Here is a 14496-nt window from a genome sequence, read left to right on the forward strand (position 1 = left end):
CATCAGCCGCCGACTCATAGAAGCTTAAAATCCGAGCCAAGCCTCTGAAGGCTGGCTCGCGTCTTTTTCAGGATCGTTTCCGGGCTTCGAGTGGTCCTGTTGCGACAAGCGATAACTTTCCTTCCTTCACGCTGTATTTTTTTACTTGGCCGTCGACCTCAAGCTCAAAGTCGAAGTGGAAACTGGCGGTTATCGAACTGTTCGCGTCATTTCTCTGAAAGTTAATTTTTCCCGCCTTGGCATAGATGATATGCGGGGTGATCGTGATGAGCCCTTGAACACTACTACCCCGCCCCCCTATGTCGTGTTCTCCATCCGGCAACTCGTTATCAATAACGAACGACATTATTTCGAAAATATTGCTTTCTTCTTTTCGATGGTGCGCGATCAGACTAAAGGTCTCGGCGGAACCGAAGTACAAAGCTCTGCCTTCTTCGGTCGCCTGAAATATCGGCCCGTCAAGTTGCGGATGGACGGGAACAATCACTGCTTTGTAGTAGGTTTCTGGCGCGCGGGTCTTTCGGTTCAAATTATTTTTGTTGATGCCTAAATAACGAAAATAATCTTTATCGCTCATGACAACATGTCCTTTTCGTAATGAATGTTTGGCGAATGACTTCATTACTATTTCGAACTTCCTTCTGCACAACAACTGACAACTCTGACAGTTGCGCGAATCCGCGAAACGTGGCTAGCGCGATTTGCAGACCATCGGTACATAGGTGCCGACATGTCGTTTCACGGGTAGAATGCGCGCCTAACCGTGACAGCCTGACTAAAAAAACTATGTCCTTGCCAAAGCATCATCTGGAATTGCTCAGCCCTGCCCGCGATGTGGCCATCGCCCGTGAGGCGATCCTGCACGGCGCCGACGCCGTGTACATCGGCGGCCCGAGCTTCGGCGCGCGCCACAACGCCTGCAACGAAGTCAGCGAGATCGCCGAACTGGTGGAATTCGCCCGCAAATATCACGCGCGCATCTTCACCACCATCAACACGATCCTGCACGACAATGAACTGGAACCAGCACGCAAGCTGATCCATCAGCTATACGACGCCGGCGTCGATGCGCTGATCGTTCAGGATCTGGGCGTGATGGAGCTGGACATTCCGCCGATCGAACTGCACGCCTCGACCCAAACCGACATCCGCACGCTGGAACGGGCAAAGTTCCTCGATCAGGCCGGCTTCTCGCAACTGGTACTGGCCCGCGAGCTGAACCTGCAAGAAATCCGCGCAATCGCCGACGAAACCGACGCTGCGATCGAGTTCTTCATTCATGGTGCGCTGTGCGTGGCGTTCTCCGGCCAATGCAACATTTCCCACGCGCAGACAGGCCGCAGCGCCAACCGTGGCGACTGCTCCCAGGCCTGCCGCTTGCCGTACACCCTCAAAGATGAAAAGGGTGGCGTGATTGCCTACGAAAAACACCTGCTGTCGATGAAAGACAACAACCAGAGCGCCAACATCCGCGCCCTGGTCGAAGCCGGTGTGCGTTCGTTCAAGATCGAAGGTCGTTACAAAGACATGGGCTACGTGAAGAACATCACCGCCTATTACCGCCAGCGCCTCGACGACGTACTCGAAGATCGCCCGGACCTGGCCCGTGCCTCCAGCGGCCGCACCGCGCACTTTTTCCTGCCTGACCCGGAAAAAACCTTCCACCGTGGCAGCACCGACTACTTCGTCACCGATCGCAAGATCGACATCGGCGCTTTCGACTCGCCGACCTTCACCGGTCTGCCGGTGGGCATCGTCGAAAAAGTTGCCAAGCGTGACATGCAGGTCGTGACTCACGAGCCGCTGTCCAACGGTGATGGCTTGAACGTACTGGTGAAGCGCGAAGTAGTCGGTTTCCGCGCCAACATCGCCGAAGCCAAAGGCGAGTTCGAAGAAGACGGCGAGAAGCGCTACCGCTACCGCGTCGAGCCGAACGAAATGCCCGAAGGGCTGTTCAAGCTGCGCCCGAACCACCCGTTGAATCGCAACCTCGATCACAACTGGCAACAGGCGCTGCAGAAGACTTCTTCGGAGCGTCGCGTGGCCCTGAGCTGGCTCGCACGCCTGCGTGAAGAGCAGCTGGAAGTGACCGCCACCAGTGAAGAAGGCATCAGCGCCAGCGTCACGCTTAACGGCCCGTTCGGCGCTGCCAACAAGCCTGAGCAAGCGCTGGAGCAATTGCGCGATCTGCTCGGCCAGCTCGGCACCACGCAGTACCACGCCACCGACATCAAGCTGGATGCGCCACAAGCGTTCTTCATCCCGAACTCGCAGCTCAAGTCCCTGCGTCGTGAAGTGATCGAAGCGCTGACCGCCGCCCGTGTCGCCGCGCACCCGCGTGGCAGCCGCAAGGCCGAAACCAGCCCGCCGCCGGTGTACCCGGACTCGCACCTGACCTTCCTCGCCAACGTCTACAACCAGAAAGCGCGTGACTTCTACCACCGTCACGGCGTGAAGCTGATTGACGCCGCGTACGAGGCTCACGAAGAGCCAGGCGAAGTGCCGGTGATGATCACCAAGCACTGCCTGCGTTTCTCCTTCAACCTGTGCCCGAAACAGGCCAAAGGCGTGACCGGCGTGCGCACCAAAGTCGCGCCGATGCAGTTGATCCACGGCGATGAAGTGTTGACGCTGAAGTTCGATTGCAAACCGTGCGAGATGCACATCATCGGCAAGATGAAGGGCCACATCCTCAACCTGCCACAACCGGGCAGTGTGGTCGGCCACATCAGCCCCGAAGACCTGATGAAAACCATCCCGCGCGCACCGCACTGAGTGGCTGAGTGCGCGGTGCTTCGGCGCCGCGCACGCCTGCCCCGCTCTACCGGGACAAATCGCAGGCATAAAAAAACGCCAACTTCTTGCGAAGTTGGCGTTATTTCGAATATGGCAGGGGCGGCTGGATTCGAACCAACGCATGGCAGGATCAAAACCTGCTGCCTTACCGCTTGGCGACGCCCCTACAGCTCTTGTCAGCGGCTCCGTGAGGATCACTGCGAGAACGGGGCGCAATTTACCAACATTCCTTTCGTTTGTGAAGTACGAAATGAATTATTTTTTGTTTTAAAACAGCGACTTATTATTTTGGCCACAATCGTGGCCCTGTCACGTCCATTTGGCGGTCAATTATCAGACTGTGGACGCACCACCAAGCGCTATTTGACCAGCCGCTTTTCCTTCGACGGGCGATAACCGAAATACGCGCTGTAGCACTTGCTGAAATGGCTCGGCGAGACGAAGCCACAGGCCACCAGCACTTCTACCTGCGACAGTTCAGTGTGTTGCAGCAAGCGCCGCGCTTCGGTGATGCGCAGCTCCAGGTAATAGCGCTGCGGTGTGGTGCCGAGTTGTTCTTTGAACAGACGCTCTAACTGACGACGGGATCGACCGGCGTAAACCGCCAGTTGCTCCAGCTCCAGCGGCTCTTCGAGGTTGGCATCCATCAGCTTCACCACTTCGCGCAACGGCGCGCTGACGCAGATATTCTCGTCCGGTTTGATCCGCCGATAACGCGACTCCTCGAACGCCAGAATATCCTCGATGCCCTCGACCAACGCCTTACCGTGCAAACCCTTGATCCAGTCCAGCGCCATATGAAAAGCCCCGGACGGGCTCGACGCTGTGAGCCGGTCGCGATCGATCACGTAGGGCTCGCTGCTGACTTGGGTGGACTTGGCAATTTCGGTGAGTGCCGGACGATGCTCCGGGTGGATCGCGCAGCGGTAACCGTCGAGCAATCCGGCGCGGCCAAGAAACCACGCGCCATTCCACAACCCGGCCAGACTGATACCCCGCTCCGCTGCTGCACGCAACAGACTGATCAACTCATCGACCGCCTTCAGCTCGGTGCGATAACCACCGCACACCACCAGCAGATCAAGCTCTTGAAGAGCCGCCAGATCAATCCGCGCATCCGGGCGAATGACCAGGCCCAAGTCACTGATCACCTCACCTTCACCCAAGCCAAACGTACGAGAAGCAAACAGCTCCGCCCGCAACAGATTGGCGGTGATGATCGTGTCCAACGCCTGAGTGAAGGCCGGCAGCGAAAAGTGTTCGAGCAGCAGAAAACCGGTGCGCGTGATGCGAGTTTCAGCAGATTGCTCATTAAGATAGCGGAGGTTTTTCCCTTTCATTCCCCCGCTGAATTGGCGTCGTTCGATCAAGGTCGGGTCCATCGGTGATGTTGTTATCCGCCGATAGTTGGCCTGATCCGCGCCAGAGTCAATCACCCCTGCGGCGATACAACGAACTGCCAGCACTGGCCTTTGGATCGTCGAATGCGTATAACCTCGCCGTTTCGTCTAACCTGACTTTGCGCCCAGTTGCAGGCGCACCGACATTGACGCTTACGAAACGGAGATTCCCATGCTCAAGCGAACCCTGGCATTGACGGCCGGTCTGGCCCTGTCCTTTTCCGCTCTGGTGGCGCACGCCGCCGATGTGCTGAAGGTCAGCGCCATTCCCGATGAAGCCCCGACCGAGCTGCTGCGCAAATTCGAGCCACTGGGCGCTTATCTGGAACAACAACTGGGCATGAAGGTGCAGTTCGTGCCGGTGGCCGATTACCCGGCGGTAGTAGAAGCACTCGCCACCGACCGTCTCGACATGGCCTGGCTGGGCGGCTTCACCTTTGTTCAGGCGCGCTTGAAGACCGACGCCACCACTCCGGTGATTCCATTGGTGCAGCGCGAACAGGATGCGCAGTTCACCAGCAAATTCATCACGGCTGACCCGAACGTCAAGAGCCTGGCCGACCTGAAAGGCAAGACCTTCGCCTTCGGTTCCGTGTCGTCCACTTCCGGCAGCCTGATGCCGCGTTACTTCATGCTGAAAAATGACGGCATCAAGCCGGAAGCGTATTTCAGCCGCGTCGCCTACTCCGGCGCCCACGACGCCACCGTTGCCTGGGTGCAGGCCGGCAAGGTCGACGCGGGTGTGTTGAACGCCAGTGTCTGGCAGAAACTGGTGGATGCCGGCAAGGTCGACACCACAAAAGTGAAAGTCTTCGCCACCACCCCGCCCTACTTCGATTACAACTGGACCGTGCGCGGCACGCTCGACCCGGCACTGGCGGCGAAGATCAAAAAAGCTTTCCTTGATCTGGACCCGGCCAACCCTGAGCAGAAGAAGATTCTTGATCTGCAGGCGGCCAGCCGCTTCATCGATACCAAGCCTGAGAACTACAAGGGCATCGAGGAAGCCGCCCGCGCTGCCGATCTGCTGAAATGACCTTACGCCTCACCCAAGGTAGCCTGCGTCACGCCAATGGAGTTGACGCGCTTCGCAGCATCGACTTGCAGATTGGCGTCGGCGAACAGGTCGCCATCATCGGCCCGTCCGGCGCTGGGAAATCGAGTTTGCTCAACCTGCTGGCCACCGCTCTGCGGCCCAGCAGCGGTGAGATCCAAGTGCTAGGCGAGCGCGCCTGGCATTTGTCTGCGCACCAAAGGCAGCGCCTGCGCGCGCGTATCGGTCTGGTGCACCAGGCACCGCCCCTGCCGCCGCGTCAACGGGTGGTCACGGCGGTGCTGGCCGGCAAACTCGGGCAGTGGAGTCTGGGCAAAAGTTTGTTGAATCTACTCCATCCGCTGGACGTGCCCGGCGCCCGCGCGGCGTTGGCGCGTCTGGATCTGGGCGACAAGCTGTTCACCCATTGCCAGCAATTGTCGGGGGGCCAATTGCAGCGCGTCGGCATCGCTCGGGTGCTGTATCAGGCGCCGGAGATTTTGTTGGCCGACGAGCCGGTTTCGGCGATGGACCCGGTCATGGCCGGGCACACGCTGTCGATCCTGTCTCGGCATGCCCGCGAGCACAACGTTACGCTGGTGGCGAGCCTGCACGCGGTGGATCTGGCGCTCTCGCACTTTCCACGCGTCATCGGTTTGCGAGAAGGGCAGATTCTGTTCGACAGTCCTTGCGATCAAGTCAGCCCCGAGATGCTCGAAGCACTGTACGCCAACGAAAAAATGCAATCGCCAACGGCTGCGGTGGCGCCTTTGACTGTGCAGATTCCACGATGCTGAGCGCTGATTCACGGGATCCCGCGGCATGGCCACGGCTGCTGTTGACCGTGTTGGCGATTGCCTTGTTGTGGCCGGGGATCCAGCTCAGTGAACTGAATCTGGGCGTGCTGCTACCCGACAGCCAGAATGAAATGGGCCGGTTTGTCGCGCAATTCTGGCCACCGGCGCACGACGAAGCGTTTGTGCAGATACTGCTCAAAGCCACCTTGCAAACTCTGGCCATCGCCACAGCCGGCATGGCGCTGGCGCTGGTATTGGCGATACCGGCCAGCCTGATCGCCAGTCGCGCCCTATCGCTGTCCGCGGCCTCGAGGGGCGGTGTTCCAAGTCGGCTGGGGCGTTTGCTGCGCTGGCCGATTCGCGGCTTGCTGATCTTTTTGCGCAGCGTGCCAGAAATCGTCTGGGCGCTGCTGTTCGTGCGCGCCGTCGGGTTAGGACCGGCGGCGGGTGTGCTGGCAATCGCCATCACCTACAGCGGCATGCTCGGCAAGGTTTACGCGGAGATTTTCGAGTCCACCAGTCAGCGGCCGGCACACGCGTTGTTGCAGGCTGGCAGTGGCCGACTGGCTGCTTTTGCCTACGGTATTCTGCCCAATGTGGCGGCGGAATTATTGTCGTACACGGTGTATCGATGGGAGTGCGCGATCCGCGCTTCGGTGGTGATGGGCTTTGTCGGTGCCGGAGGGCTCGGCCAGCAAATCGACCTGTCGATCCGCATGTTCGCTGGCGGTGAGGTCGCCAGTATTCTGCTGACCTTCCTGCTGCTGGTGCTCGCGGCCGATCAACTTAGCCGCTTGCTGCGCTGGAGACTGGCATGAATCGCCTGATCAATCTGTTGCTGATCGCGGGTATCGGTGTGGCCGTCATCGCTTCTTTCACTTACCTGAGCCTCGACATCAGCGAACTGGGCAGCGCCACCAGCCTGAAACAAATGGCGGCGTATGTGCAGCGCTTTTTCAGCCCGGATCTGAGTGCGAATTACCTGAAAGCCATTTTCAAAGGCTCGATGGAAACGTTGGCCATGTCAGCTATTGGAACCCTGCTCGCGGCGTTGTTCGGCATCCTCCTCGCCCTGCCCGCTGCCGGGCGTTTCGGCTGGCCGCTGCAAAGTGTTTCGCGCCTGTTGCTCAACGGCCTGCGGGCGATCCCCGAGCTGGTCTGGGCCGCGCTGATGGTGCTCGCCGCCGGCCTGGGCCCAAACGCTGGCACCCTCGCCCTTGCCCTGCACACCACTGGCGTGCTCGGCCGATTGTTCGCCGAAGCCCTGGAAAACACCCCGCCGCAACCCGCCGAAGCGATCCGTTTGCAGGGCGGCAACCCAATCCTCGCCTTCTGCTACGGCACCTTGCCCAACCTCGCGCCGCAACTGCTCGCCTACTGCCTGTATCGCTGGGAGAACAACATCCGCATGGCCAGCGTGCTGGGTTTTGTCGGCGCTGGCGGGCTCGGGCAGATGCTGTATGTAAGCCTGAGCCTGTTTCAGGAAGCGCAGGCCAGTACGGTGATTCTGGCGATGCTGGTGCTGGTGTTTGCGGTGGACTGGTTGAGTGCGTGGAGCCGCCAGCGCTGGGTTAAAGCGTAGGCGGCCCGGCCGGTTCAATTCAGCGAAAGGTTGTGTTGGGTGGCCGCGTCGACGTTGATATGACTGAAACGCCCATGGTGATCGAACAGCAAGAAATCGGGCCCGAAACAGCGTAATTGCGCACCGTGCAAAGGCCATTGCAACGTGGCGCAGAGTTGGTCGCTGCCGCGATGAATGAAATGCCACCGCATCTGGTGATCGTTGATCAGGTAACGAGTCAGCATCCATTGGCCATGCAGATGCAGATACACATCCAGCCCATCGCTTTCTTGCGCATCCAGCCCCGGTAACCGGTAGCCTTTGCGCCCGCCGATCCACTCAACCACCAGAACAGGATCTTCATTGTCAGCCAGTTTGAGTGTTGCGCCGAGTACCCGACCATCGGTGTCGAGCAACCGGAAACTGCCCACTGGCAAGGCCGGCATCAAATCCCGACTGATCAGCCGACGCTCGGGCAAGCGGTAGTGCCACAGATACAAGCCCTGGTCCGGGTGAGTCAGCCACAGCAGTTCGTTTTGCGCATCATCTTTCATGCCGCAGACCTGACCCGGCAAATCGCTGACATGCCACAGGGTTTCGAATCCATGATCGACATCGACTACCCGTACCTGCCGATCCCGTCCGACGGTCCAGGTCAAACCGTCGAATGACCGGGCGAACACGTCAAACCGCTGCACGCCCAGATCTGTCGCACTGCGCGTGACCAGATCGAGCTTGCTGATACGCCAGACATCATCGCGTCGGGCCAGCACCAGTACGACCTGCCGGTCATGGGCCAGCACTATGTCGTGTGCCGGCACCGGGAAATGGCACAGGCTCTGACCTTGCGCATCGATTACCATCGCCCCCGCCTCGCCCAACGCGAGCAAATAACGCCCCTGCTCCAGCGGCACCGCATCGAGAATCTTGCGGTTGCCCATGAACGGGGCTGTCCATTCAAGTGGCTCACCCACTTGCGACAACGAGACCCTCGCGGCGAGGGTCGGTAACGCCCCCGGCAGGTCGGCCTGCAACAGTTTGTCCTTGCTCATGCTGACCAGTGCCTGCAATTGCAGATGCGTCAAGCGACAATGGCCGTCGATCTGGTCGGCCAGCACCGCGTGCACGATGGCACCGGCCAGCCAGGCCAGCGCACTCACGTGCGTCTTGTGCTGCAACAAAATCTCGGCCAATGCCGCGCGCTCGGCGTGACGCGCCGGATCATCGCGCAGTTGCTCGACCCACTCGGCGTAAGCCTGCAAGGTATCGGGCAACAGCACCGCCCGTTTCACCAATGCGCCCAACGCTAGCTTCCCCCCCGCCGCTTCAGCATCCAGCAGCCACTGGGCAGCACGTTGGCGCTCTGCGGTCAGCGGCCAGATCACCTCGACGGCTTGCAGCCAGAGGCCCTTGCGGGTCAGCGATTCGGCCCATTCCAGACGCAAACGGTCGGCGCTGTCCGGCCACTTGCCTTGCAGCAATGTCACGGCGGCTGCAAACGCGTCGTCACGCCGGGCGACCAGCAAGGCGCGCTGCCAGTTATCGGCCAGACATAGCAGGCGCACGATCATCGCAGACGGCATATCCCAGGCCAGCGCGAGGTCGGCGGCTTGTTGCAGCCGTCCGTGCTTCTCCAGATAGTCGAGCGACTCCTGACGCACCTTGAGCAGCTCGGCGAGCACGAACACCGCTTCCTCAATGCGGCCCTCGCGATCCAGACGCTCAAAGGTCTGCCGGTAGATCTGCCGCAGATGCGCTTCCATGTCGTGTTCGAACCTGATCGAGCGCGTGGGTCCACGGCCGTGGTCGATCATCAGATCCTCACGGCGCTGCGGCGTACCGAACGATTGCTCGCCGCTGCTCTGCTCGCTGCCCAATGGAATAGCGTGACGCAGCGCCTCTTCGAAATCGCCGTCCTCGAACATATCGAGCATGCGCCGCATGTAGGCGGCCTGACGTTTGCCATACAGAGCCGACAGACGCGAATTTTCAGTCAGGCGCGTCACCCAGCGCCGCCAGCGCGACGGCTTGGCTTTGACCGGTGTGGCGCGGGCGTCGATGCCGGGCTCGGCGACACGGGGAGCCGAAGGCAGCACTGGCGCCGGTCGGCGCAACAGGTGGCGCAGCCCGGCCAATATCAGAGTCAGGGCAATCCCGCCGATCAACGTCCCGACCACGATGGCGCTGATTTGCACCGAGACCGGCGACGCTGTTTTCGCCGGCAAGCCTTGCAGTCCGGGATTTTGTCCCTGCGACCCCATCCATAAAACCGCTATCAGAATCGCCAGGGTCACAACGAGCTTCAGCCACGGCAAAGGCGTGTCAGCCGATTGCGTCCACCCCGTTTCTTTCGCCGTGACGGCTTGATAGGCCGGCTCCTTCGCCGCGATTTGCTGACGTTCCAGCAACGCTTTCATGACCTGTGCCTGCTCGGGGCTGACCGGACGCAACGCGTCGCCAAGAATTTCCCGAACGTCGGTGACCACGGTCACGGGCTCAAGCACTGGCTCCGGCAGCACGTTGCGACAGTCATAGGTGTCGAGCAAGGTGAGGCCACTAATGTCAAGCCAGTCACCCGGTGCCAGGGCCACGGCATCGCGCAAATGCAGGGCACTGACGTGACTGCCGCGCACCAGCCAAAGGTCGGCAGCCGGCAGGTTGCGCATTTCCTGCGGATCGAGCAGCGCCGAACACAGTGCGGTGCCTTGACGAGTCAGCGGCCAACCGGTCAACGCCTCGCATTGCACGGCGATGGGCTGGCGAAAGCGCAACAGATCACCGTCGGCGAAACGGTAGGCCCGGGCCTCGGTTTGCCAGTGTTCGAGGAGCAGTCGGGCGCGTTCGCTTTCGTCGAAACGATCGGCGGAAAACCACAGGCCCTCGATGTGTTGGTGCCCGGTCAAGAGCGGACGGCGGATCAATGCCGCGTCATGTCCAGTCATCGGTGCCTTCCTTCTTGTACGGCTGATCGTTGCAGAACGTTTGCAGGCGCATCAGGCGCTGCGGCACCGAATACACCAGCAACTCGCGGGTGCTGGTCAGCACGGCGAGCACGCCACTCATGGGGCAAAAACTTGATTTGGCGATGGTATCGGTAGTGGTGAATAACACGCGTTGCTCGCCTTCGTAATGAATGGCTACGGCCTGCCGACCGAGCAACAGCAGGGAATAGGGCTCATTGTCCTGTTTCAGCAGGCCTATACCTTTCCAGCCGTGGGCGAGGTCAATTCTTTGCGTTTCGAAAGCAGAGCCGTCGGCCGACACCACGCGCCAGCTCTCACACTCGTCGTTTTTCAATGTCAGCAACGCACAGCTATCGAGATACCTGCGCCGCCCGCCGACAAACAGCACCTGACTGATGTGCTCGGCCAAACCCACGTCAACTGCAGCCGAGACCTCGCCGTCAGGGTCAACCGTGTGTGCGTGCAAGCGATTACCTTCGCGGCGCACAAAAGTCGCCGTGCTGCCGAACGTCTTGGCCAGACCCAAGACATTATTCGTCAGGTGATGAGTATGCCGGGGCAAGGGCTTGGCCGGTGAGCGCCCGGTCTCCAGCACCCAGAACGCCAGATGCCCCTGGGTATCGAGCAAGAACAATCGGCCGCTCGAGTGATTGCGCAATCCGGCCACCGGCAGGAATGTGGCAGTGCCGGGCGGCAGTTTCAGTTCTTCGGGGCATGGCTTGTCGACCGATTTAAGGCCCGGCATGTTCCAGAACGACAATTTCCATGCGTCACTCAGAACGGCACCCAAAGCTCTGCCAAAGAACGTCGGAGCCAACGGTGTTTTTCCGACAGCCCACAGATTGCGGCGTATCTCGATCGGCTTCTTCTGGTTCTGTGCCGGCAACTTGATCACCACCATGCCCGGTTCATCGAGCATCTTCATGGCGACATGGGTACCCGCGCTGGAAATCACTGGCGGCAAGGTCAGCGACACACGCGGAACGCACCCCTTGGCGGCAGGCGCAGTCGCGACCACTTCGCCTTCGAACTGGCCTTTGAGCAACTGCAAGGCCAGGCGCTCATCGGGAACCGGCAAAGTCACGCGCCGGGAGCCCGCCGCTTGCAGCGCCACCGACAGACTGCGTCCGTCGAGGCTGCGCGATACCTGGACGCGATGGGTGCAGGACAAGCCCTCGGTCGCGGACAAGCGCTGGCCCACCAGCCAGCACTCGCCGACGGGCTCCGGTTGCGCATTCAATCCGTCACGCCAGGCCTGCCAGTGCCCGGTGTCAACGGTTTTGAAGGTACGGGCGCTGAGCAAGCATTTGAGCTGTGCTGCACTGTCGAGCGCATGCAGTTCCGGTGCCTGCTGCAAAATGCCCCAGCGCAGCTCGGCGCCAGCGTCTTTGGCACGACGTGCAAGCAGGATCAGCAAGGCCATGTGAACCAGACGCGCGGCGCCCAGTTGCAGCGGCCCGGCATCGAACAGCACAACCATCAAGCGGCTGGCCTGATGCGAGCGATATTGCGGCGCGAGAAACAGATGCTCACCCACCACGGCCCGGCGCAGAAACTCGTCGGGCACTTCATCGGCCAGCAACCATTCACTCGACAACAACCGCTCATAAGGGCCACGACGTTGCAGATCGGCCAAGCCGTCGGGCTCGGGCACCCCGCCCTGCTGTTGGCCGCGCAGCGGACCCAGCACCGGATCCAGACGCCCGAACAGGTCAGCAAACAGGGGTAGTTGTTCTGGGGCAAACCATTGCAGCCAGTCGCGCCAGGGGTGCAGCGATTCCGGTAATTGCATCAGCGGCCCGCCCAATAAGCATCAATGCGCTGCAAATGCTGCGCAGTCACTGGCAACAAACGATCCAGCGGCACCACGGCGGCTGGCTCGCGCCAGAGCAGCAGCGGCGCCCGCGCGAATCTATTGGACAGCGCAAGCCCCAGCAGGTCTGTCGGCCGGTCGGGCTCCCAACTGGTTGGCAGCCACAGCCCCGGTGCACGGTCGTCCATCGCCGCATATGCCACGCCGTCGACCCACGGCAGATCCGTTGCGACACCGGTCACCACCAACACGTCACGATTGGCCGTGGCTTGCAGGCGCCCGGCCTGTTCCTCGGGGATCGACAGCAACCGTGCGTGCAAGCGCCGCGCGACGTCGCCCCACGCCACGGCGGCCTGGGGTCTGACCGGCGTGCACCGTGACTGCCAGGCCCAACTCATCGGTTTGATCGTCATGCCGCAGACGTCAGCAGACGCGCCACCTGACCGCGCACATCCTGCAACGACGACGGAATGGTCTGTTCGTTGAAATTGGCGTCGATTTCGCGCAGCAGGCCTTCGAGCAAGGCACTCGCCGGTGGCTCGTTGCGCGCCAGATAATCCTCGCCGGTTTCCAGCAAGCGACTGAGCCGCGACATCGGCTGCAAGGTGGCTTCTTCCACAGCGCTAAACAAATGACTGTTATTGGACTGGGCGAAGATCTCGCGCAGTACTTCGCGACCATGCTGCTGGGTTTCCTTGGTCGGCAGCACATACAGCAACGGCCACAGATCCGCTTCGCTGGCCTCAAGTCGCCCACCGAGCAATGCCGCGGCGGCGATCAGGCGCTGGGATTTGACGATGCGTCGATCCGACAACTGAATACCGGCCTCGCGCAGTCGGCGAATGGCCTGGGCCAGTGCCGGACGAACAGCCGTCATGACGACGTTTTTCAAAGCCTGGCCGAGCGTGTCCAGTTGGCTCAGGCCCAGCAGTTGCTGAACCGGCCGCTGCTCGGATTGCCAACCGCCGGCGAGCATCGCTTCAAGCTGATTGTCCGGCACCGACTCGACAAACAGGTGCAGCAGGAATCGGTCACCAAAGGCTGCCAGCGCTTCATCATCCGGCAGACCATTGGAGGCGCCGACACACACTCGCAACGGGCACTGAATCTGCGTGTGACCTCGACGAAAACGGCGTTCGTTGAGCACGCCAAGCAAGGTATTGAGGATCGCCGTCGAGCCGAGGAAAACCTCGTCGAGAAAGACGATATCGGCTTCCGGGAGCATACCGCTGACATCCGTTTCTACCGTGCCTTCACGGAGCTTTTTCAGGTCGACCGCGCCAAACAGCTCCGACGGCTCGGTGAAGCGCCCCAGCAGGTATTCGAAATAACGCCCACCCATCGATTGCGCCACCCGCCACCCGCCGCACCACCGCGCTTTTCGCGGTGCCCGGTGGGCCGATGACCAGAATATGCTCCTGCGCCACAGCGGCCAGAACAATCAGCTCCGCCAACTGTTCACGCCCTACAAGGCCTTCGGTGGCGACCCGAACGGCCTGACGGATTTGCGCGGCAGCGCTCTGCAATGAAGCATTCATGGGCGTCGTCCCTGAAAAATGGATTCTTGAATCGATGGCGATCGGCAGCTATCGGCCGCCAACAAGCGATCTTTAATCGAATCCACAGACCAGAGTGCGACAAGCAGTCCACCCCACAGCGGCGACATCACCAAGGAGGAGCGCAAGGCCGTCTTCGCGTCCTCCCTCGACACGGTGTTCGAGTGCTACGACTTTTACCTCTACGGCGCCGGCGTTCAAGAAGATGAAGGCCGAAGGCAAGGCGCCGAAACCGCCGCTGCCCGAATCGTTCACGCGCTGGAGCAACCCAAAGTGTGATCAAGGCGTTGCTCGGCGGTACAGCACGATTGCGGCGTGGCTGGTCGAACTGTTCCCGACCCGCATCCGCTACACCTCGATGTCGCTGCCCTATCACATCGGCAACGCTTGGTTCAGCGGCTGCCTGCCAACGGTGGCGTTCGCCATGGTCGCGGCCACGGGCGATATCTATTGCGGGTTGTGGTATCCGAGCGTGATTGCGGTCAGGACCGCAATACTTGGCACATTCTTTCTGCCGCAACCCAAGGATCGCGACAGACTTAAAGACTGAGCCTGGCGCTCCGCCCTCCTGAACGGA

The 14496-nt window shown here is 60.7% G+C and carries 12 protein-coding genes, 1 tRNA gene and 1 pseudogene; 6 read left to right on the plus strand and 8 right to left on the minus strand.

Annotated features, from left to right (window positions below):
* Positions 1-67 precede the first annotated feature (67 nt).
* Complete coding sequence (locus tag ACIOU6_RS13945) at positions 68-577, minus strand: hypothetical protein (RefSeq protein WP_221732559.1); 510 nt, start codon at positions 575-577, stop codon at positions 68-70.
* Positions 578-786: 209 nt separating this feature from the next.
* On the opposite strand from ACIOU6_RS13945, the gene ACIOU6_RS13950 reads away from it, so the two are divergent.
* The gene (locus ACIOU6_RS13950) at positions 787-2775 is read left to right on the plus strand and encodes a U32 family peptidase (RefSeq protein WP_401137091.1); all 1989 of its coding nucleotides are present in this window, start codon (positions 787-789) and stop codon (positions 2773-2775) included.
* A 112-nt stretch (positions 2776-2887) separates the two neighbouring features.
* On the opposite strand, the gene ACIOU6_RS13955 is transcribed toward ACIOU6_RS13950, so the two are convergent.
* Positions 2888-2962, minus strand: a tRNA-Gln gene (locus ACIOU6_RS13955).
* 193 nt (positions 2963-3155) lie between these two features.
* The gene (locus tag ACIOU6_RS13960) at positions 3156-4178 is read right to left on the minus strand and encodes a GlxA family transcriptional regulator (RefSeq protein ID WP_401137240.1); all 1023 of its coding nucleotides are present in this window, start codon (positions 4176-4178) and stop codon (positions 3156-3158) included.
* Between the two features lie 190 nt (positions 4179-4368).
* Here ACIOU6_RS13960 and ACIOU6_RS13965 point away from each other — a divergent pair, with 190 nt between their 5' ends.
* The 4 genes from ACIOU6_RS13965 to phnE are packed head-to-tail and all read left to right on the plus strand — an operon-like array spanning position 4369 to position 7608.
* Positions 4369-5232: a putative selenate ABC transporter substrate-binding protein gene (locus tag ACIOU6_RS13965; protein WP_221732561.1), complete on the plus strand. Its 864-nt coding sequence runs from the start codon at positions 4369-4371 to the stop codon at positions 5230-5232.
* The gene (locus tag ACIOU6_RS13970) at positions 5229-6026 is read left to right on the plus strand and encodes a phosphonate ABC transporter ATP-binding protein (RefSeq protein ID WP_401137094.1); all 798 of its coding nucleotides are present in this window, start codon (positions 5229-5231) and stop codon (positions 6024-6026) included. Before ACIOU6_RS13965 ends, ACIOU6_RS13970 begins: the two co-directional genes overlap by 4 nt.
* Positions 6020-6844, plus strand: coding sequence for a PhnE/PtxC family ABC transporter permease (locus ACIOU6_RS13975; protein ID WP_401137097.1), 825 nt, complete (start codon positions 6020-6022; stop codon positions 6842-6844). The genes ACIOU6_RS13970 and ACIOU6_RS13975 overlap by 7 nt, the downstream gene beginning before the upstream one ends.
* On the plus strand, positions 6841-7608 hold the full coding sequence (gene phnE, locus ACIOU6_RS13980) for a phosphonate ABC transporter, permease protein PhnE (RefSeq protein ID WP_401137100.1): 768 nt from the start codon (positions 6841-6843) through the stop codon (positions 7606-7608). The genes ACIOU6_RS13975 and phnE overlap by 4 nt, the downstream gene beginning before the upstream one ends.
* A gap of 14 nt (positions 7609-7622) precedes the next feature.
* Here the strand turns inward: phnE and ACIOU6_RS13985 are convergent, their stop codons facing one another.
* The 5 genes from ACIOU6_RS13985 to ACIOU6_RS14005 are packed head-to-tail and all read right to left on the minus strand — an operon-like array spanning position 7623 to position 13817.
* Positions 7623-10529: a bpX6 domain-containing protein gene (locus ACIOU6_RS13985; RefSeq protein WP_401137103.1), complete on the minus strand. Its 2907-nt coding sequence runs from the start codon at positions 10527-10529 to the stop codon at positions 7623-7625.
* Positions 10516-12342 carry a hypothetical protein gene (locus tag ACIOU6_RS13990; protein WP_401137106.1) on the minus strand — a complete coding sequence of 609 codons (1827 nt, stop codon included), beginning with the start codon at positions 12340-12342 and terminating at the stop codon, positions 10516-10518. The genes ACIOU6_RS13985 and ACIOU6_RS13990 overlap by 14 nt, the downstream gene beginning before the upstream one ends.
* A complete protein-coding gene (locus ACIOU6_RS13995; RefSeq protein ID WP_401137109.1) occupies positions 12342-12776 on the minus strand; it encodes a hypothetical protein in 435 nt (144 codons plus the stop codon). Before ACIOU6_RS13995 ends, ACIOU6_RS13990 begins: the two co-directional genes overlap by 1 nt.
* On the minus strand, positions 12773-13705 hold the full coding sequence (locus ACIOU6_RS14000) for an AAA family ATPase (protein ID WP_401137112.1): 933 nt from the start codon (positions 13703-13705) through the stop codon (positions 12773-12775). Before ACIOU6_RS14000 ends, ACIOU6_RS13995 begins: the two co-directional genes overlap by 4 nt.
* The gene (locus ACIOU6_RS14005) at positions 13617-13817 is read right to left on the minus strand and encodes a hypothetical protein (protein WP_401137243.1); all 201 of its coding nucleotides are present in this window, start codon (positions 13815-13817) and stop codon (positions 13617-13619) included. Before ACIOU6_RS14005 ends, ACIOU6_RS14000 begins: the two co-directional genes overlap by 89 nt.
* Before the next feature lie 400 nt (positions 13818-14217).
* On the opposite strand from ACIOU6_RS14005, the pseudogene ACIOU6_RS14010 reads away from it, so the two are divergent.
* Positions 14218-14469, plus strand: a pseudogene (locus tag ACIOU6_RS14010) (MFS transporter); the annotation flags it as partial.
* Positions 14470-14496: the final 27 nt, after the last annotated feature.

The sequence above is a fragment of the Pseudomonas sp. NPDC087615 genome (genome assembly GCF_044743445.1).
GTDB lineage: Bacteria > Pseudomonadota > Gammaproteobacteria > Pseudomonadales > Pseudomonadaceae > Aquipseudomonas > Aquipseudomonas baetica_A.

What these genes read in the sequence shown, in the direction of transcription:
- ACIOU6_RS14000 (WP_401137112.1), bottom strand. Translation starts at nt 13,705, where the DNA reads ATGGGTGGGCGTTATTTCGAATACCTGCTGGGGCGCTTCACCGAGCCG.
- ACIOU6_RS13965 (WP_221732561.1), top strand. Translation starts at nt 4,369, where the DNA reads ATGCTCAAGCGAACCCTGGCATTGACGGCCGGTCTGGCCCTGTCCTTT.
- ACIOU6_RS13970 (WP_401137094.1), top strand. Translation starts at nt 5,229, where the DNA reads ATGACCTTACGCCTCACCCAAGGTAGCCTGCGTCACGCCAATGGAGTT.
- ACIOU6_RS13945 (WP_221732559.1), bottom strand. Translation starts at nt 577, where the DNA reads ATGAGCGATAAAGATTATTTTCGTTATTTAGGCATCAACAAAAATAAT.
- phnE (WP_401137100.1), top strand. Translation starts at nt 6,841, where the DNA reads ATGAATCGCCTGATCAATCTGTTGCTGATCGCGGGTATCGGTGTGGCC.
- ACIOU6_RS13960 (WP_401137240.1), bottom strand. Translation starts at nt 4,178, where the DNA reads ATGGACCCGACCTTGATCGAACGACGCCAATTCAGCGGGGGAATGAAA.
- ACIOU6_RS13995 (WP_401137109.1), bottom strand. Translation starts at nt 12,776, where the DNA reads ATGACGATCAAACCGATGAGTTGGGCCTGGCAGTCACGGTGCACGCCG.
- ACIOU6_RS13950 (WP_401137091.1), top strand. Translation starts at nt 787, where the DNA reads ATGTCCTTGCCAAAGCATCATCTGGAATTGCTCAGCCCTGCCCGCGAT.
- ACIOU6_RS13985 (WP_401137103.1), bottom strand. Translation starts at nt 10,529, where the DNA reads ATGACTGGACATGACGCGGCATTGATCCGCCGTCCGCTCTTGACCGGG.
- ACIOU6_RS13975 (WP_401137097.1), top strand. Translation starts at nt 6,020, where the DNA reads ATGCTGAGCGCTGATTCACGGGATCCCGCGGCATGGCCACGGCTGCTG.
- ACIOU6_RS13990 (WP_401137106.1), bottom strand. Translation starts at nt 12,342, where the DNA reads ATGCAATTACCGGAATCGCTGCACCCCTGGCGCGACTGGCTGCAATGG.